Source organism: Erwinia artemisiae (assembly GCF_051400835.1).
GTDB lineage: Bacteria > Pseudomonadota > Gammaproteobacteria > Enterobacterales > Enterobacteriaceae > Erwinia > Erwinia aeris.
Genome location: NZ_JBLFFM010000001.1, coordinates 179,170 through 197,159, shown reverse-complemented (window position 1 = coordinate 197,159; position 17,990 = coordinate 179,170). Strand labels below are relative to the sequence as shown.

Below are 17,990 nucleotides of genomic sequence, written 5' to 3'. Positions count from 1 at the left end.
CGATTAATAACGAATTTTTGGATCGATAACCGCATAAAGCACGTCAACGATCGCGTTAAAAAGAATGGTCAACACGCCGACCAGAATGGTCAGGCTGAGCACCAGCGAGTAGTCGCGGTTCAGCGCGCCATTCACGAACAGCTGCCCAATACCCGGCAGGCCGTAAATGGTTTCGATAACCATTGAACCGGTAATAATGCCGACAAACGCCGGGCCAAGGTAGGAAAGCACCGGCAGCATCGCAGGCTTCAACGCGTGGCGCAGAATAATGCGGCGCATCGGCAACCCTTTAGCGCGCGCCGTGCGGATAAAGTTGGCGTGAAGCACCTCGATCATCGATCCGCGCGTGATGCGGGCGATACTGGCGATATAGGCCAGCGACAGCGCCACCATCGGCAAAATCATGTACTGGATAGCCCCGCCGTTCCAGCCGCCGCCCGGCAGCCATTTCAGCACGATGGCGAACACCAGCACCAGCAGCGGCGCCACCACAAAGCTGGGGATCACCACGCCGGTCATCGCCACGCCCATCACCAGGAAATCCCATTTGCTGTTCTGCTTCAGCGCGGCTATTACGCCCGCCGTCACGCCCAGCACAATCGCCAGGATAAAAGCAGCAAAACCCAGTTTGGCCGATACCGGAAAGGCGTGTCCGACCAGGTAGTTGACCGAATAGTCTTTGTATTTAAACGACGGCCCGAAATCGCCGCGCGCCAGCTGGATCAAATAGTCCAGATACTGTTTCCAGATGGGATCGTTTAAATGATATTTGGCTTCGATGTTCGCCATCACTTCGGGCGACAGCGTACGCTCGCCGGTAAAAGGGCTGCCGGGTGCGAGGCGCATCATAAAGAAAGAGATAGTAATCAGGATCAGTAACGTCGGAATCGCTTCCAGAAAACGACGAAAAATAAATTTTAACATTGCCCGTACCTGCTGGCCTGTGCTTCAGCACTGCTCAAAAGAATTACGTGGGGGAAGCGTCCCTCCCCCGATTTTTTTTAGTGTTTGATGATGTAGAGATTTTTGTCGTAGAGATAGTTCAGCGGATCTTTGCCGGTATAGCCGCCGACGTAAGGCTTAACCAGGCGCGTATTGGCGTAGTAGAACACCGGCGCGATGGTTGAGTCTTTATCCAGCTGCTGCTCCGCCTGGGTATAGGCCTTGCTGCGGGCCGCCTCGTCGCTGGCCGCCGTGGCCGACGCCATAATTTTATCGAAGGCTGGCGATTTATAGTGCGAGGTATTGTTGCTGCTGTCGGAGAGCATGGTGTTCAGGAACGAGGTCGGCTCGTTATAGTCCGCACACCAGGCGGCGCGCGCCACGTCAAAATTGCCCTGATGACGAGTATCCAGGAAGGTTTTCCACTCCTGGTTATTCAGCTTGATATTGACGCCCAGGTTTTTCTTCCAGATCGACGAGACGGCGATAGCCAACTTCTTATGCAGATCGGAAGTGTTATAAAGCAGCTCGAAGGTCAGCGGCTTATCGGCAGTGTAGCCCGCTTCCGCCAGCAGTTTTTTCGCCTCTTCGTTACGCTTCTCCTGCGTCCAGCTCATCCATTCCGGCTTGACTAAATCGGCGCCGTCAATGGCCGGCGGTGTATAGCTCCAGGCGGGCTGCTGACCCTGCGCCAGCACTTTATTGACCATGATATCGCGGTCCAGCCCCAGCTTCAGCGCGGTGCGGACCCGAGGATCGTTAAAAGGCGCTTTCTGATTGTTGAGTTCGTAATAATAGGTGCAGAGATAAGGATCGACGCGCAATTCCTTCGGATTCTCTTTTTGCAACTTTTTAAACAGCTCGATCGGCAGGTTGGTGTAGGTCATATCGCTGCCGTTGCTGCTGAAGTAGCGGTTAACGTCGTTAACTTCAGAAGGGATCGGCAGGAAGGTAACCTTATCGAGCACGGTATGCGCGTTGTCCCAATACTGCGGGTTGCGCACCACGACGATGCGCTCGTTAATAATGTGTTCCTGTAGCTTATAGGCGCCGTTGCCGACCCAGTTTTCCGGCTGCGTCCACTTTTCGCCAGCCTTGTCGATAGCGGGTTTATAAACCGGCGACATGGATGGATGGATCAGCAGCTTATAAAAATAAGGCACCGATTCGGTCAAAGTGACCTGAAGCGTGTGCGCATCAAGCGCCTTTACGCCCAGCTGGTCGGGCTTCTGCTTGCCCGCGATAATATCGTCGATATTGGCCAGATGCCCGTATTGCAGGTAGCTGGCGTAAGGCGATGCCGTTTTAGGATCGGCCAGGCGCTGCCAGCTGTAGACGAAATCCTGTGCGGTGACCGGCTCGCCGTTAGACCATTTAGCGTTGTTGCGCAGATGGAAAGTCCAGACCTTGCCGTCCTTGTTTTCCCAGCTTTCCGCCACGCCCGGAATGGGATGGCCGTTGGTGTCGTTGATCAGCAGCCCTTCCAGCAGGTCGTAGCTGACGTTAGATTCCGGCACGCCTTCAATTTTATGGGGATCCAGCGACTGCACTTCGTCGCCGTTGCCTTTAATCAGCTCCTGCTTAGCGGCAAGCTGCACGCCTGCGGGCACCGTGGCGGCCGATGCCATGCCGGTCAGCGCGCTCAGAATACCCAGCGCCAGCAGGCGCTTTTTCGTGATGTTGGTCATTTTGCTACTCCAGTTTTTATTATTACCGGGACGCTTTAGCTATCCCTCTTTGCCGGGCCACGGCTCATGACGGGGAACGAATACGTCACGGCCGTTTTTTATTTGCCCTGGCTGCTGTCATCACTAGCTATTACCTTCCTTACAAATCAATGGTTTATAATATATAAATATTTTATATCCGGCTGATCCTGCGGATCTTTACCGGTAAAACCGCCAACCCAGGGCTTGATCAACCTTGCGCTGACGCGGTAATAGACGGGAACGATAGCGGAATCGCGATCGAGCTGCTGCTCGGCCTGCTGATAAAGCGAGGCGCGCTGCGCGGCATCGTCAGCCGACAGCGTTTTTGCCAACAGCTCGTCGAATTTATCGCTTTTATAGAACGCCGTGTTGTTGGAAGACTGGCTCTGCATGGCGTTAAGAAAGGTGGAAGGTTCGTTGTAGTCGGCGCACCAGGTAGCGCGAGCCACCTCAAAATCGCCCTGATGCCGGGTATCCAGCATGGTTTTCCACTCCTGATTATCCAGCGTGACCTGCGCGCCCAGGTTTTTCTGCCACATTGAAGCCGCAGCGATAGCCTGCTTTTTATTTAAATCGGACGTGTTATAAAGCAGCCGGAAACGCAGCGGTTTTTCCGCGCTGTAGCCTGCCTCGCTCAGCAAGGCCTTCGCCTGTTCGTTGCGCTGTTGCTGCGTCAGCTTCATCCAGGCCGGTGGAGGTAAGTCCGCGCCGTCAATAAAAGGCGGCGTAAACCCGCCCGCCGGGATCTGCCCCTGCCCCATAATCTTGTTGGCGATAATATCGCGATCCAGAGTCAGCTTGACCGCTGTACGCACGCGCGGATCGTTAAACGGCGGTCGCTTATTATTCAGTTCATAATAGAAGGTGCACAGCAGCGGGCTGACGCGCACCTGAGTGCCCAGCGTTTCCTTCAGCATGGGGAAAAGCTCGGGCGGCAGCACGCTGTTGGTCATATCGATTTCGCCGCTGCGATAGCGGTTAACATCGGTCGCTTCAGACGTTATGGGCAGAAAGGTGGCCGTTTCGATAGTGGTCTGCGCATTGTTCCAGTAGTGAGGATTGCGCTTCAGCACGATTTTTTCGTTGATTACCCAGTCGCTGAGGGTATAAGCGCCGTTGCCGACGTAGTGCGCAGGCTGCGTCCACTTCTCGCCCCACTGTTCGACGGCTTTACGGTTTACCGGCTTCAGTGCCGCGTAGGCCGCCAGCGCGATAAAATAAGGTACCGGCTCGCTCAGCACTATCTGTAGATGAGTGTCGTCAACCGCGCGGATGCCAAGACTTGTCGGTGGTTTTTTTCCGGCCAGGATCTCGTCAATGTTTTCAATATGCGCGTATTGCAGATAGCTGGCATAGGGTGAAGCCGTATGCGGATCGGCCAGGCGCTGCCAGCTGTAAACGAAATCCTGTGCGGTTACCGGCTCGCCGTTGCTCCACGTGGCCTTACGCAGCGTAAAATTCCAGACCTTGCCCGCCTCGCTGTGCCAGCTCTCGGCCATACCCGGCACGATATGGCCATTGTTGTCGGTCGCCACCAGCCCTTCCAGCAGGTTGATCACCACGTTGCTTTCCGGCACGCCCTCAATTTTTTGCGGGTCGAGCGTGGAGACTTCGCCGCCGTTATTAATCGTGATGCTTTGCTGCGGGGCCAGTGCAATGCCTGCGGGCGCAGCGCTCAGGGAGGAAGCGGTCAACGCGCTACAGACAGCGACGGCCAGCTTCAGAGGCTTCAGCAATAATCTCATTAAACGATTTCTACCTCTGTACGAAAATTTCTGACGTAAACGTTGCCTGACAGGCTTTGCACATCTGATGCCAGTTTTGTCCGCTGCAGCAAAACCTATCAGATGCCGACTTTTCGCGCCAAGGTAAAATAACGAAAATGTTAACCAATTCGCTTTTATTACGCAGAAGTTAACGAATACATAACTTATTTTGAACAAAAAACAAAAGGCAACCCTTTGATTTGGAAATAATTCCTTTAAAAATCCGCTATTTCTTGCCGTTATTTGTATGTTGCAGCAGAGATGAGGCTTTAACCCCTATTTCTCAGCATAAAATAATAGATGAAACCTTTATCATGACATTTACTGTGTGATGCACGCATCATAACAGCGATAAAATTTGTTATTGAAATAACATTTTCTGATGAGCTTCTGAAAAAAGGTTATTTTTCAGTAATTACATTAATAATCTGCGCAGCTGGTTAAGCCAGAAGAATACTCGCACCAAAAAAGGGCAGCGCAGCACTCTTTTGCACAATTTTGGGGCGCCATTTTATTGCATCGGTGAATTAAGCGCAGATTATGCCTCTACAGGCCCGTTTTATAGTGAGGAGTTTTATCCCACCAGCCCCGGAAACAGCGCCCTGACGCCGGTGACGATAAATTCGATACCCAACGCCATCAGCAACAGCCCCATAATACGGGTGATAACGTTGATTCCTGTCTGCCCCAGCGCCCTGACCATCAGCGGTGCCGCGCGAAACAGCAGCCAGCAGCAGACGGCGAAAAGCGCAATCGCCACGCTAAAGCCAAGCAGGTTTACCCAGCTGTGATAGCGGGTGCTCCAGACAATGGTCGAGCTGATGGCGCCAGGCCCCGCCATTAAAGGCAGCGCCAGCGGCACTACGCCCACGCTTTCGCGCACGGCGGTTTCTGTTTTTTCCTGCTTGTTCTGTTTATCCTCGCCCAGCTTGCCGCTGATCATCGACATCGCGATAGTCACCACCAGTATTCCGCCCGCAATGCGGAAAGAATCAATCGAGATACCGAACAGATGCAGAATGGCGTCGCCTAAAAACAGCGAGGTCCAGAGAATAATGGCGACGGAAAGGCTGGCCGTCAGGTTGGTTTTGTTACGGGCTGCCGGCAGCTGATAGCTGGTCATACTGATAAAGACGGGAATAATGCCGACCGGGTTTACCAGCGCAAAAAGCCCGACGAAAAATTTTATATAGCCTGAAAGATCGAGGATGGTCGGGTTCACGCTTTACTCCAGTAAGGGGGATGTCGCTTAACGCGTCGGTCAAGCCCGGGCTGCCGTAGATTTGCTCCCTCCGACAGCTGTTTAAGCAGTTAATTACTCTAATAATTCATATATTAGCAAACTATAGCGCTAATAATTTAGCCTGTTCGGCAAATGTAGCCTATTGAAAATTCAGGTAACAGGCCGCAAGGCTGATGCTGAAAGGTGTCAGCATGAATGCTTCTTGATCTACATCAAAATCATCGGCCAGACCTGTGCGTACTATTGTACTCAGTAAACGGAATTACCCGCAGATTCACCGCCTGTAACGGTAATGATGCGTAGACTCTTTTAGTAAACCTGTAGAACCTGGAAACCAAAAAGCCAGCACGTTTCGGTAACAACCAGGCGCCCTTGTCTATAATTGACAGTTCTGACTTGTTTACTAACAGAGTTTAACTTTCATCAGGAGAGCATTATGACCGTTACTAACGTTGCTGAGCTTAACGCACTGGTCGAACGTGTAAAGAAAGCCCAGCGAGAGTACGCGAATTTCACTCAGGAACAGGTCGACAAGATTTTCCGAGCTGCCGCTCTGGCTGCTGCCGACGCCCGCATTCCTCTGGCTAAAATGGCCGTAGCGGAATCCGGAATGGGGATTGTTGAAGATAAAGTCATCAAAAACCATTTTGCCTCTGAATATATCTATAACGCTTATAAAGATGAGAAAACCTGCGGTATTCTCGACACTGATGACACCTTCGGCACCATCACTATCGCCGAACCTACCGGCCTGATCTGCGGCATTGTACCCACCACTAACCCAACGTCCACCGCTATTTTTAAAGCGCTGATTAGCCTTAAAACCCGCAACGGTATTATCTTTTCTCCGCACCCGCGCGCTAAAGACGCCACCAACAAAGCGGCGGACATCGTGCTGCAGGCAGCTATTGCCGCCGGTGCACCAAAAGATATTATCGGCTGGATTGACGCGCCTTCCGTGGAGCTTTCCAATCAGCTGATGCACCATCCGGATATTAACCTGATCCTTGCGACCGGCGGGCCAGGCATGGTGAAAGCGGCCTATAGCTCCGGTAAACCGGCTATCGGCGTCGGTGCCGGTAATACTCCGGTCGTGATTGACGAGACGGCGGATATCAAACGCGCCGTAGCTTCCATCCTGATGTCTAAAACCTTCGATAACGGCGTAATCTGCGCCTCTGAACAATCTGTTATCGTGGTGGATTCCGCCTACGACGCCGTACGCGAACGCTTCGCCAGCCACGGCGGCTATCTGCTGCAGGGCAAAGAGCTGAAAGCGGTACAGGATATCATCCTGAAAAACGGCGGTCTGAACGCGGCGATTGTGGGCCAGCCAGCGGTGAAAATTGCCGAAATGGCAGGTATCAGCGTACCGTCCAGCACTAAGATCCTGATTGGCGAAGTGAAGCTGGTCGATGAGTCCGAACCTTTCGCGCATGAAAAACTTTCCCCTACGCTTGCCATGTACCGTGCAAAAGATTTTGAAGACGCGGTCAGCAAAGCGGAGAAACTGGTGGCGATGGGCGGTATCGGTCACACCTCCTGCCTGTACACCGATCAGGATAACGAGCGTGAGCGCGTTAACTACTTCGGCGACAGAATGAAAACCGCGCGTATTCTGATTAATACCCCGGCTTCGCAGGGCGGCATCGGCGACCTGTATAACTTTAAACTTGCTCCGTCACTGACGCTCGGCTGCGGCTCCTGGGGCGGCAACTCTATCTCCGAGAACGTAGGACCTAAACATCTGATCAACAAGAAAACCGTGGCCAAGCGAGCAGAAAATATGTTGTGGCATAAACTTCCTAAGTCTATCTACTTCCGCCGCGGTTCCCTGCCTATCGCCATGGAAGAAGTGGCGACCGACGGTGCCAAACGCGCCTTTATCGTTACCGACCGTTACCTGTTTAACAACGGCTATGCGGATCAGGTGGTATCGGTATTGAAATCTCACGGCCTTGAAACCGAAGTGTTCTTTGAAGTCGAAGCGGATCCGACGCTGAGCATCGTGCGTAAGGGCGCGGAGCAGATGAACTCCTTCAAACCGGACGTGATTATTGCTCTCGGCGGCGGTTCGCCAATGGATGCGGCAAAAATTATGTGGGTGATGTACGAGCATCCTGAAACCCATTTCGAAGAGCTGGCGCTGCGCTTTATGGATATCCGTAAACGTATCTATAAGTTCCCGAAAATGGGCGTGAAGGCGAAGATGATTGCCATTACCACTACGTCCGGCACCGGTTCAGAAGTTACGCCTTTTGCGGTGGTGACCGATGACGCGACCGGCCAGAAATATCCGCTGGCTGACTATGCGCTGACGCCGGATATGGCTATCGTTGACGCCAACCTGGTGATGAACATGCCGAAGTCGCTGTGTGCTTTTGGCGGTCTGGATGCCGTGACCCACGCGCTGGAAGCCTATGTTTCCGTGCTTGCTAACGAATATTCCGACGGCCAGGCGCTCCAGGCGCTGAAGCTGCTGCAGGAAAATTTACCGGCGAGCTATCGTGACGGCGCGAAAAACCCTGTTGCTCGTGAGCGCGTCCATAACGCCGCGACCATCGCCGGTATCGCTTTTGCCAACGCCTTCCTGGGCGTCTGCCACTCCATGGCGCACAAGTTAGGCTCTGAGTTCCATATTCCACACGGTCTGGCTAACGCCCTGCTGATCAGCAACGTTATCCGCTACAACGCTAACGATAACCCAACCAAGCAGACGGCGTTCAGCCAGTACGATCGTCCGCAGGCTCGCCGCCGCTATGCTGAAATAGCCGACCATTTGCGTCTTAGCGCGCCTGGCGACCGCACCGCGCAGAAAATTGAAAAACTGCTTGCATGGCTCGAAGGAATGAAAGCGGAACTGGGTATTCCTAAATCGATTCGCGAGGCTGGCGTACAGGAAGCGGACTTCCTGGCAAAAGTGGATAAGCTGGCGGAAGATGCCTTTGACGATCAGTGTACCGGTGCTAACCCGCGCTATCCGCTGATCGCCGAGCTGAAGCAAATTATGATGGATACCTTCTACGGTCGTGAATACGTAGAGCCTTTCGATTCCGTAGCCGAAGCCCTGGTGGCGCAGCCGGTCGAAATGCGCAAGAAAGTGAAAAAATAATCTAACCTGACTGAAACCCGCCGCAAGGCGGGTTTTTTTTATCCTTAAGCCGGGCTAATCATCCTGCGCACATCAGGCGTTAAGAACCGCTCTGGTTTTGTCGCATCGCCTTTCCCCTTTTCAGGCTGGCTTGCGGCCTTTTTCCCCGTAAACCGCCTCCAGCGAGTGCTGCTCAAGCGCCGCCTTATAATGCTTACGGCAGACCGAGACGTAGCGCTCGTTGCCGCCGATCACTACCTGCTCGCCCTCATCGTAAGGCTCGCCGTTTTCATCGACTCTTAATACCATTCCCGCTTTTCTTCCGCAGTGGCAAACTGTTTTCAGCTCGACAAGCTTGTCGGCCCAGGCAAGAAGATAGTGGCTGCCGCTAAATAACTCCCCGCGAAAATCGGTTCGCAAACCATAACAGAGAACCGGGATATCCAGATTATCCACCACGTCAGATAACGCTTTTACCTGCTCTCTGGTCAGAAATTGCGATTCATCTATCAGCACGCAGTGAACCGGTTCCATTTGCTGCTCTGCTTTTATCTCATCAAAAAGTGCCGTGTCGTTATTATACAATTTTGCTGGAGAAGAAAGGCCAATACGCGAACTCACTTTGCCCGATCCAAAACGATTATCAATTTCTGCTGTATAGACCAGCGTGCGCATCCCGCGCTCATGATAGTTATATGAGGACTGCAATAGCGCAGTCGATTTACCTGCATTCATTACGGAATAATAAAAATAAAGCTGAGCCATCTGGCCTTGCTCCGAATTAAAGTTTAACGGGTTAAGATTATTGTATCACACTCATCAAAGACCAGGATGACCCTGCGGCGCGCCTTTTTCGTGCAGTATTGCGTAGCCGCTGGCGTAAAGACTATACTAATGGACAGGCGAAATCGCCGGCCCCTTTTCGCAACGGGTTTTACCGCGGCTATTTTTATCGCATTTAACGATTAAAAAAAGGATTGTGATCTTGCTATTATTCACTGCGTTTTCTGTGGGTTAGCTTTGAACACCATTTAGCAAAACAAGCCTACAACTTTGATTATAATTCCAGGCGTTGGGGTAAGCTGAAGTGGTTATCTGTTGCAACAATCAATCTTTTATTCATCTTAAGCCTATTTGTCCAGGGCTTAATAAGGGATTGTCAGCGTCGAAAGATAAACACATTTCTTTCCCTTACAAAATTAGCTATTGCAGTTCATTATGACGCACTCTATTATTATCAGGCAGAACATTCCCCCATTATAATTTTTGAGATTAGAACAATGAGCGAAGCACTTAAAATTTTGAACAACATCCGTACTCTGCGTGCACAGGCCAGAGAATGCTCGCTGGAAACTTTAGAAGAGATGCTGGAGAAGCTGGAAGTTGTTGTGCACGAACGCCGTGATGAAGAGAGCCACGCTCAGGCTGAAATCGAAGAGCGTACCCGTAAACTGCAGCAATATCGTGAAATGCTGATTGCCGACGGCATCGATCCTAATGAACTGCTTGCTACGCAGAACGCTGCAAAAAGCGTGGGTAAAGCCAAGCGCGCTGCCCGTCCTGCCAAGTATAAATATGTGGATGAAAATGGCGAAACGAAAACCTGGACCGGCCAGGGTCGTACGCCAGCCGTAATCAAAAAAGCTATCGAAGAACAGGGTAAAAAACTCGAAGATTTCATGCTGTAAATTTCTTCAGCGGATGAATTTTCATCCGGGCTACATAAAAAAAGGAAGCCGAAGCTTCCTTTTTTTATTACCGTTATACCTGATAGAAAGTGCGATACCAGTTAACAAATCGACTTACGCCTTCCTCTACACCAGTCTGTGGCTTAAATCCAATCGCCTTATAAAGCGCCGTGGTATCCGCGCTGGTCTCCAGCACGTCGCCTGGCTGCATAGGCAGCATGTTTTTCTCGGCGGTCATGCCTAACGCTTTCTCCAGCGCCTCGATATAAGCCATTAACGTCACCGGGCTGCTGTTGCCGATATTATAGACGCGATACGGCGCCGAACTGGTCGCCGGGCTGCCGCTTTCTACTGTCCAGCTGGCGTCTGGCTGAGGAATAACGTCCTGCAGACGTACGATGGCCTCGGCAATATCGTCGATATAGGTGAAGTCGCGGCGCATCTGGCCATTGTTATATACGTCAATCTTTTCACCCGCAATCATGGCGCGGGTAAACTTAAACAAGGCCATATCAGGGCGTCCCCACGGGCCGTAGACGGTGAAAAACCGCAGACCGGTAGTTGGGATGCCATAAAGATGAGAATAGGTATGAGACATCAGCTCATTGGCTTTTTTAGTCGCCGCATACAGGGAAACCGGATGGTCTACCGTATCGTCGGTTGAGAACGGCATTTTGCGGTTCAGGCCATATACGGAGCTGGAAGAAGCATAAAGCAGATGACCGACTTTATTATGGCGGCATCCTTCCAGAATATTTAAATGTCCGATGAGATTGGCATCGGCATAGGCCAGCGGGTTTTCCAGCGAATAACGAACGCCTGCCTGCGCGGCCAGGTGAATAACGCGGTCAAAACCTTCGGCGGCAAAAAGCGCGGCCATCCCTTCCCTGTCGGCAAGGTCAAGCTCAATAAAAGTGAAGTTTGAAAAAGGTTTGAGTAAATCCAGGCGGGCGAGTTTGAGTTTTACATCATAATAGTCATTCAGGTTGTCGAGACCGACAACCTGGTGACCGGCGCCTGACAGGCGTTGTGCGACATGAAAACCGATAAAGCCTGCTGCGCCGGTAACCAGATATTTCATACTTCCCTCGTTAATTATGCAATTTGGATAGAAGCTCCGCGGCCGATTGCATAATAAACGAAACCGCGTTTGCTGACTCTTTCTGGATCATACAGGTTACGACCATCAAAAATCACGGGTTCTTTCAGCGCATTTTTAATGACATCAAAATCCGGCGCGCGGAAGTTTTGCCATTCGGTGCAGATAACCAGGCCATCTGCGCCCTGCAATGCCGCTTCTTTGGTGCCCATCAGCTTAAGATCGCTGCGGTGACCATAGATGCGCTGCGCTTCGTCCATCGCTTCCGGATCGAAAGCCTGAACGGAAGCCCCGGCCTGCCACAGTGCTTCCATCAGCACGCGGCTTGACGCTTCACGCATATCGTCGGTGTTTGGCTTAAAGGAGAGTCCCCACAGCGCAAAGGTTTTGCCCTGAAGGTTGTCGCCAAAGTGACGCTTGATAAAGTCCGGCAGCTTGTGCTTCTGCGAGTCGTTAACGTCTTCCACAGCCTGCAGCAGACGCGGCTTATAGCCAATCTGCTCGGCGGTGCGGATCAGCGCCTGCACGTCTTTCGGGAAGCAGGAGCCGCCGTAGCCGCAGCCAGGGTAAATAAAGGAGTAGCCGATACGGGAATCGGAACCAATACCCTGACGCACTTTCTCGACGTCCGCACCCAGGCGTTCAGCCAGGTTGGAGATCTCGTTCATAAAGCTGATTTTTGTTGCCAGCATGCAGTTAGCCGCATACTTGGTCAGCTCGGCGCTGCGGATATCCATCAGGATCATACGATCGTGATTGCGGTTGAATGGCTCATACAGCTCGCGCAGCAGGTCTACTACCGCTTCGTTGTCGGTACCTACCACAATACGCTCAGGACGCATACAGTCGTTGACCGCCGCACCTTCCTTCAGGAATTCCGGGTTAGATACCACATCGAAAGCGATCTCTTTGCCACGCGCCTTCAGCGTTTCTTCCATCACGCCGCGCACGCGGTCAGCCGTTCCTACCGGTACGGTTGACTTGTCGATAACCACTTTATGATCGTTCATATGTTGGGCAATCGTACGCGCTACCGCGGTGACATATTTCAGATCCGCAGAGCCATCCTCATCCGGAGGCGTGCCCACAGCGATAAACTGCATAATGCCGTGGTTAACACCCTCTTCCGCATTGGTGGAGAACTTAAGGCGACCGGCCTCATAGTTCTGCATCACCAGCGGCGTCAGGCCTGGTTCAAAAATTGGAATGATCCCTTTCTTCAGATTCTCGACTTTATTTGCGTCGACATCGATACAAAGAACGTCATGTCCGACTTCGGCCAAAACCGCAGCCTGAACCAGACCCACATAGCCGATACCAAATACGGTGACTTTCATTGAATTGTCCCGGTTAAAAAATTAATCTTATTTCTCGTTGCCAACGGTGCTTTCAAGCCATGCTTTGAAATCTGCACCCAGCGTATTATGACGCACGCCGTATTCGACGAATGCCTGCATGTAGCCCAGTTTGTTACCGCAGTCGTGGCTGATGCCTTTCAGGTGGTAAGCTTCAACGGTTTCTTTGTCCATCAGCATAGCGATAGAGTCAGTCAGCTGGATTTCATCACCTGCGCCTGGAGGCGTTTTCGCCAGCAGAGGCCAGATATCCGCAGACAGCACGTAACGACCCACAACCGCCAGGTTAGATGGCGCTTTATCTGCTTTAGGCTTCTCTACCACACCGACCATCGGCGCGCTTTCGCCCGCTTTCAGCTCTGCGCCCTGGCAGTCAACCACGCCGTATGCGGTCACGTCTTCTACAGGCTCTACCATGATCTGGCTGTGGCCGGTTTCATCGAAGCGACGCATCATGTCGGCCAGGTTGTCCTGAGCCAGGTTAGATTCGTACTCGTCGATGATAACGTCAGGCAGGATAACCGCTACCGGCTCGTTACCGACAACCGGATAAGCGCACATTACCGCGTGGCCCAGGCCTTTCGCCAGACCCTGACGTACCTGCATGATGGTCACGTGAGGCGGGCAGATAGACTGGATTTCTTCCAGCAGCTGACGCTTAACGCGTTTTTCCAGCATCGCTTCCAGCTCAAAGCTGGTATCAAAATGGTTTTCGATAGAGTTTTTAGATGAGTGCGTTACCAGCACGATCTCGGTGATACCAGCAGCGATACACTCGTTAACGACATACTGAATTAACGGCTTATCAACCAGCGGCAGCATCTCTTTAGGAATTGCTTTGGTGGCAGGTAACATACGGGTTCCCAGACCAGCAACAGGGATAACCGCTTTTTTTACTTTGGACTTATAGGCAGACATCTAAGTACCTCTCTTTAGGCCGTTCAAGTTATTACTTGATATGTCGAGTTAAAAAACGAAGTGAGTATATCAGCTGAACCCGGATGGATTTATCCTGGTTCATTCATTTCCACGCAATTTAAGACTATTACCTAAGTGTAAAGCTTATCGCTGGTCCTGTCCCTGGCACGCAGCGATAAAAAGGAAAGGGACGTTTAATCGGTGGACAACATCAGGCGCAGCCTGCCGCCGGCGCCCCACACCTGACACTGCCAGGCATCGCAGCGCTGGCTGATTTGATTAAGATGCGTACTGCCCAGCGTGCCAAGCGGAACGCCATTACTCAGCTGTATTTGATGAGAATGAATATTCAGAGTGGCGTTTAAACCAGCAGAAACCAGGATAAGGTTTTTTAATCCCTGGTGATAATAGCCGACCAGCAATGGAAATTGCCCCTGAAGGTTGGCCTGGCGTAAAAGTAAATTAACCTGTTTCAGCAAACTATTTAGCTCGGGCAGACGTTGCGCCTGACCCGAAAGCTGATCCTGAAGCAGGCCGTTAAATAATGCCCTTAATAATAACGCGGCCAACACGCCGTTATCGCCCGCGCGCGTAACGTCCAGACAATAAAAAGCCAGGTCTTTATCAGAAAGCGCCGCGACGTCGAGCACCAGGCCCGGCTGTTCCGCCATCGTCAGCTGACGATAGTTAATGCGGCAGTTAGCGATTTCCTGCTGTACCGGCGGCTGCAGCTGCTTTAACAACTTTGCCGCCGCCTGGGGATCGCGCACCAGGGCGTCCCAGTCCTGAAAGAGCTGCTCGTCCTCTTCGACTTTGGAAGTAAACATAGAGGGATAGAGGCATTCGTAAACCGCCTCGCGCAGCCTTTCCAGATCTTTTAACGGCTTCAGCAGCACATCCTGCACGCCAAGGCGCAGTACGTGTGCGATATCAGACATGTTTTCAGTGGCGGAAATCACCAGGATCGGCACGGGGTTGCCCCGGGTCCGCAGATGTTCAACCAGCTTGATACCGTTCATGCGCGGCATAGCCAGGTCGCATATCATCAGGTCAAAGACCTGGTGCTGCATACTTTCCAGAGCCTGAACGCCATCATCGGCAAGCGAGGTAGTGGCGCCCAGCGCGCTCAGAAAATTATCCAGCAGAGAACGGAAAACCACTTCGTCTTCAACTATCAGGATCTGTTTTCCGCTTAATGGCTTCTCCATTGTCCCCCCTTGTGCGCCAGATAAGTCAATAGTGGCTCAAAAACCACAATTGCGCCTCTCAGATTTGCCCGAAGTCTGTTCATTTCTCTTCCGGCATTGCGTACTGACGGACCAGCGGAAGCAATTCATCCATCTTTTTCTCTACGGCAAGCCTGCCTGCCTCAATGGCCTCTTCCGCCCGATGAAAATCCAGGGTGGAAATCTGCGGGCAGAAAGGCTGTATCAGCACATCCGGCGGATCGCCGGCCATCCGGTTGCGCTTGACTCTGTTTTCGAGCACCTGAATCGAGGTAGTCATAATTTCCATCGCTCCCGGCGTTTGATTAACTTTTTTCTGGGCTATCTCGCTCAGTTTTTGTCGCAGCTTGCCGCGCCAGCCATCGGCAGCAGCGGGCAGCTTCACGGTTTGTGGCGTAACGGAGAGTAAGTTTTGCTGCATCAGATGCGCGTCGTGCTGTAAATCGACGGCGATAACGATATCGGCGCCCAGCGCACGGGTTAAAGAAATGGGCACGGGATTGACGACGGCACCGTCCACCAGCCAGTAGCCGTTCCAGGCGACCGGCGAAAGCAGACCCGGCATACTGCATGAGGCGCGAATGGCCTGATGAAGATCCCCTTCCGTCAGCCAGAGTTCGCGTCCGGTACTGAGATTGGTGGTGACGGCGCCAAACGGCAGGCTGCAAGCCTCAATATGCGTATGCGGCAGCAGGCGACGTACATGGCTGAACACGCGCTCGCCGCGCAGCAGGCCGCCTCGCCGCCAGGAGAAGTCCATCAGGCGAAGCACTTCCCAATAGCTGAAACCCTGCACCCAACCGGCGAGAAGAGGAAGACGTTGACTGGCATAAGCGGCGCCGACAAGCGCTCCCACGGAGCAACCTGCCACCACATCAATCCTGATGCCGGCTCGTTCCAGCGCCTCAATCACGCCGATATGAGCCCACCCTTTGGCTGCACCCGATCCCAGTGCCAGCCCAATCTTAACCTGTCTCATTCCACCTCTGGTGTTTGCTTAACGAACCAATGGCGCCACTCACACAGCTCGGTTACCATGACGCCCAAAACTCACTCTGCTTTTTATTATCCTCTGGAGACAACGTGTCTGAATCCTGCCCATGCTGTAGCGGATTGGAGTATAGCTTATGTTGCCAGCCCTGGCTCAATGGTGACGGCATTCCCCCTACGCCGCAAGCATTGATGCGCTCGCGCTATACCGCTTACGCCAAAGGCGATGCCGATTACCTGATTGCCACCTGGCATCCTGACTGCGATGCCGCGCGCTTCCGCGAGAGCCTGGAAGAGAGCTTTGCCGTGACCAGATGGCTTAGTTTACATATAGTTGAGGCACAAGTACCAGGAGATAATGCAGAAGGCTACGTCACCTTCTTCGCCCGTTTCTCTGAAAATCAGCGCAACAGCTTTATTCATGAACGTTCGCGCTTTCTTCGTCTGGCGCAACGCTGGTATTATGTTGACGGAACCTTCCCCGAAACAGGGCGAAATGACCGATGCCCGTGCGGCTCCGGAAAAAAATTTAAAAAATGTTGTGGCCAGTAATGGTCCCCCGCATTCCCTCAGAATTGCTTTGACAGGATTACCATCGCAATGCAAGCGCAAACACTACAACGAAAAGTTTTACGAACCATTTGCCCTGATGCCAAAGGCCTGATCGCCAAAATTACCAGCATTTGTTACCAGCACGAGCTGAACATCGTGCAGAACAATGAGTTTGTTGATCATCGCACCGGCCGCTTTTTTATGCGCACCGAGCTGGAAGGCGTTTTTAACGATGCCACACTGCTGGCCGAGCTGGACAACGCCCTGCCTGCCGGATCGTTCAGAGAGCTGAACGCTGCGGGCCGTCGCCGCGTGGTGATCCTGGTGACGAAAGAAGCGCATTGCCTGGGCGATCTGTTAATGAAGAGCACCTATGGCGGTCTGGATGTTGAAATCGCGGCGGTTATCGGCAACCACGAAACGCTGCGGACGCTGGTCGAACGCTTTGATATTCCGTTTATTCTGGTGAGCCATGAAGGCCTGACGCGGGAAGATCACGACAATAACATGGCGGCGGAGATTGACCGTTTCCAGCCTGATTATGTGGTGCTGGCCAAGTATATGCGCGTGCTGACGCCTGCTTTTGTGCAGCGCTATCCTAATCAGATTATCAATATCCACCACTCGTTCCTGCCTGCCTTTATCGGCGCGCGGCCTTATCACCAGGCCTACGAGCGTGGTGTGAAGATTATCGGGGCTACCGCGCACTACGTTAATGACAATCTGGACGAAGGCCCGATTATCATGCAGGACGTCATCCATGTGGATCACACCTACACGGCGGAAGATATGATGCGTGCGGGACGTGACGTAGAGAAAAATGTGCTGAGCCGCGCGCTTTATCAAGTGCTGGCGCAGCGCGTATTTGTCTACGGCAATCGCACTATCATTCTGTAAAGGTTAAAGACTGCTGTTTTGTCGGACAAAGCAGCAGTCAGAATAAAAAAGCGGCAAACGCGTTATAATCGCTGAATCCGGGCTTTACAGCGGGCCAGCATTTGATATGATGCGCCCCGCTTCAGCAAGCAGGAAGCAAGGCCAGTGGTGGGGTTCCCGAGCGGCCAAAGGGAGCAGACTGTAAATCTGCCGTCATCGACTTCGAAGGTTCGAATCCTTCCCCCACCACCATTTCCAACTTATGTTGGTTCGGCGTTTAAGCACGCTCTGTCATATTCCCCATGGGGAAGGATGAGAAGCTTCGACCTCGAAGGTTTGACCCGAAGGGCACGGAACGCAGTGACGTGAATCCTTCCTGCACAGCAGCACAAGTTAGTTTGCACCATTTCCAACTTATGTTGGTTCGGCGTTTAAGCACGCTCTGTCATATTCCCCGCGGGGAAGGATGAGAAGCTTCGACCTCGAAGGTTTGACCCGAAGGGCACGGAACGCAGTGACGTGAATCCTTCCTGCA

General features: G+C 52.5%; 14 protein-coding genes and 1 tRNA gene. 5 read left to right on the top strand and 10 right to left on the bottom strand.

The genetic code is table 11. The features are described from left to right. Positions 1 to 3 precede the first annotated feature (3 nt). The 4 genes from oppB to ACMGEE_RS00940 all read right to left on the bottom strand — a co-directional run bounded on the left by oppB (position 4) and on the right by ACMGEE_RS00940 (position 5,639). The gene (gene oppB, locus ACMGEE_RS00955; protein ID WP_253453790.1) at positions 4 to 924 is read right to left on the bottom strand and encodes an oligopeptide ABC transporter permease OppB; all 921 of its coding nucleotides are present in this window, start codon (positions 922 to 924) and stop codon (positions 4 to 6) included. A 77-nt stretch (positions 925 to 1,001) separates the two neighbouring features. Further along, entirely contained in the window at positions 1,002 to 2,630 is a 1,629-nt protein-coding gene (gene oppA / locus ACMGEE_RS00950) for an oligopeptide ABC transporter substrate-binding protein OppA (RefSeq protein ID WP_369894657.1), read from the bottom strand. A 146-nt stretch (positions 2,631 to 2,776) separates the two neighbouring features. Then, positions 2,777 to 4,396 (bottom strand): ABC transporter substrate-binding protein, encoded by a 1,620-nt coding sequence (locus ACMGEE_RS00945; RefSeq protein ID WP_436829488.1) that lies wholly within the window; start codon positions 4,394 to 4,396, stop codon positions 2,777 to 2,779. A gap of 595 nt (positions 4,397 to 4,991) precedes the next feature. After that, positions 4,992 to 5,639: a YchE family NAAT transporter gene (locus ACMGEE_RS00940; protein WP_125287744.1), complete on the bottom strand. Its 648-nt coding sequence runs from the start codon at positions 5,637 to 5,639 to the stop codon at positions 4,992 to 4,994. Positions 5,640 to 6,096: 457 nt separating this feature from the next. On the opposite strand from ACMGEE_RS00940, the gene adhE reads away from it, so the two are divergent. Further along, positions 6,097 to 8,772, top strand: a complete 2,676-nt coding sequence (gene adhE / locus ACMGEE_RS00935) for a bifunctional acetaldehyde-CoA/alcohol dehydrogenase (RefSeq protein ID WP_301251624.1) — start codon at positions 6,097 to 6,099, stop codon at positions 8,770 to 8,772. 120 nt (positions 8,773 to 8,892) lie between these two features. Here adhE and tdk read toward each other — a convergent pair whose 3' ends face one another. Continuing rightward, on the bottom strand, positions 8,893 to 9,516 hold the full coding sequence (gene tdk, locus ACMGEE_RS00930; protein ID WP_125287746.1) for a thymidine kinase: 624 nt from the start codon (positions 9,514 to 9,516) through the stop codon (positions 8,893 to 8,895). 515 nt (positions 9,517 to 10,031) lie between these two features. Here tdk and hns point away from each other — a divergent pair. Further along, the gene (gene hns, locus ACMGEE_RS00925) at positions 10,032 to 10,439 is read left to right on the top strand and encodes a histone-like nucleoid-structuring protein H-NS (protein WP_253453780.1); all 408 of its coding nucleotides are present in this window, start codon (positions 10,032 to 10,034) and stop codon (positions 10,437 to 10,439) included. A 73-nt stretch (positions 10,440 to 10,512) separates the two neighbouring features. Here the strand turns inward: hns and ACMGEE_RS00920 are convergent, their stop codons facing one another. From ACMGEE_RS00920 to rssA, 5 genes are all read right to left on the bottom strand, one after another. Next, the gene (locus tag ACMGEE_RS00920; protein ID WP_253453778.1) at positions 10,513 to 11,520 is read right to left on the bottom strand and encodes an NAD-dependent epimerase; all 1,008 of its coding nucleotides are present in this window, start codon (positions 11,518 to 11,520) and stop codon (positions 10,513 to 10,515) included. A 14-nt stretch (positions 11,521 to 11,534) separates the two neighbouring features. Further along, the gene (locus ACMGEE_RS00915) at positions 11,535 to 12,875 is read right to left on the bottom strand and encodes a UDP-glucose dehydrogenase family protein (protein ID WP_253453776.1); all 1,341 of its coding nucleotides are present in this window, start codon (positions 12,873 to 12,875) and stop codon (positions 11,535 to 11,537) included. A 27-nt stretch (positions 12,876 to 12,902) separates the two neighbouring features. Continuing rightward, positions 12,903 to 13,811, bottom strand: coding sequence for a UTP--glucose-1-phosphate uridylyltransferase GalU (gene galU, locus ACMGEE_RS00910; RefSeq protein ID WP_125287750.1), 909 nt, complete (start codon positions 13,809 to 13,811; stop codon positions 12,903 to 12,905). A gap of 194 nt (positions 13,812 to 14,005) precedes the next feature. Continuing rightward, the gene (gene rssB, locus ACMGEE_RS00905; RefSeq protein ID WP_301251621.1) at positions 14,006 to 15,019 is read right to left on the bottom strand and encodes a two-component system response regulator RssB; all 1,014 of its coding nucleotides are present in this window, start codon (positions 15,017 to 15,019) and stop codon (positions 14,006 to 14,008) included. 79 nt (positions 15,020 to 15,098) lie between these two features. Continuing rightward, positions 15,099 to 16,016: a patatin-like phospholipase RssA gene (gene rssA / locus ACMGEE_RS00900; protein ID WP_125287752.1), complete on the bottom strand. Its 918-nt coding sequence runs from the start codon at positions 16,014 to 16,016 to the stop codon at positions 15,099 to 15,101. Between the two features lie 104 nt (positions 16,017 to 16,120). On the opposite strand from rssA, the gene ACMGEE_RS00895 reads away from it, so the two are divergent. The 3 genes from ACMGEE_RS00895 (at position 16,121) to ACMGEE_RS00885 (ending at position 17,707) form a co-directional block, all read left to right on the top strand. Next, positions 16,121 to 16,579, top strand: coding sequence for a YchJ family protein (locus ACMGEE_RS00895; RefSeq protein ID WP_436829487.1), 459 nt, complete (start codon positions 16,121 to 16,123; stop codon positions 16,577 to 16,579). A gap of 48 nt (positions 16,580 to 16,627) precedes the next feature. After that, the gene (gene purU / locus ACMGEE_RS00890; RefSeq protein WP_125287754.1) at positions 16,628 to 17,476 is read left to right on the top strand and encodes a formyltetrahydrofolate deformylase; all 849 of its coding nucleotides are present in this window, start codon (positions 16,628 to 16,630) and stop codon (positions 17,474 to 17,476) included. Positions 17,477 to 17,622: 146 nt separating this feature from the next. After that, positions 17,623 to 17,707 (top strand) — tRNA-Tyr (locus ACMGEE_RS00885). The last annotated feature ends 283 nt before the right edge of the window (positions 17,708 to 17,990 follow it).

Bases quoted from the DNA above. Each gene is read 5' to 3' on its own strand.
- oppB (WP_253453790.1), bottom strand. From the start codon at position 924: ATGTTAAAATTTATTTTTCGTCGTTTTCTGGAAGCGATTCCGACGTTA.
- oppA (WP_369894657.1), bottom strand. From the start codon at position 2,630: ATGACCAACATCACGAAAAAGCGCCTGCTGGCGCTGGGTATTCTGAGC.
- ACMGEE_RS00945 (WP_436829488.1), bottom strand. From the start codon at position 4,396: ATGAGATTATTGCTGAAGCCTCTGAAGCTGGCCGTCGCTGTCTGTAGC.
- adhE (WP_301251624.1), top strand. From the start codon at position 6,097: ATGACCGTTACTAACGTTGCTGAGCTTAACGCACTGGTCGAACGTGTA.
- tdk (WP_125287746.1), bottom strand. From the start codon at position 9,516: ATGGCTCAGCTTTATTTTTATTATTCCGTAATGAATGCAGGTAAATCG.
- hns (WP_253453780.1), top strand. From the start codon at position 10,032: ATGAGCGAAGCACTTAAAATTTTGAACAACATCCGTACTCTGCGTGCA.
- ACMGEE_RS00920 (WP_253453778.1), bottom strand. From the start codon at position 11,520: ATGAAATATCTGGTTACCGGCGCAGCAGGCTTTATCGGTTTTCATGTC.
- ACMGEE_RS00915 (WP_253453776.1), bottom strand. From the start codon at position 12,875: ATGAAAGTCACCGTATTTGGTATCGGCTATGTGGGTCTGGTTCAGGCT.
- galU (WP_125287750.1), bottom strand. From the start codon at position 13,811: ATGTCTGCCTATAAGTCCAAAGTAAAAAAAGCGGTTATCCCTGTTGCT.
- rssB (WP_301251621.1), bottom strand. From the start codon at position 15,019: ATGGAGAAGCCATTAAGCGGAAAACAGATCCTGATAGTTGAAGACGAA.
- rssA (WP_125287752.1), bottom strand. From the start codon at position 16,016: ATGAGACAGGTTAAGATTGGGCTGGCACTGGGATCGGGTGCAGCCAAA.
- purU (WP_125287754.1), top strand. From the start codon at position 16,628: ATGCAAGCGCAAACACTACAACGAAAAGTTTTACGAACCATTTGCCCT.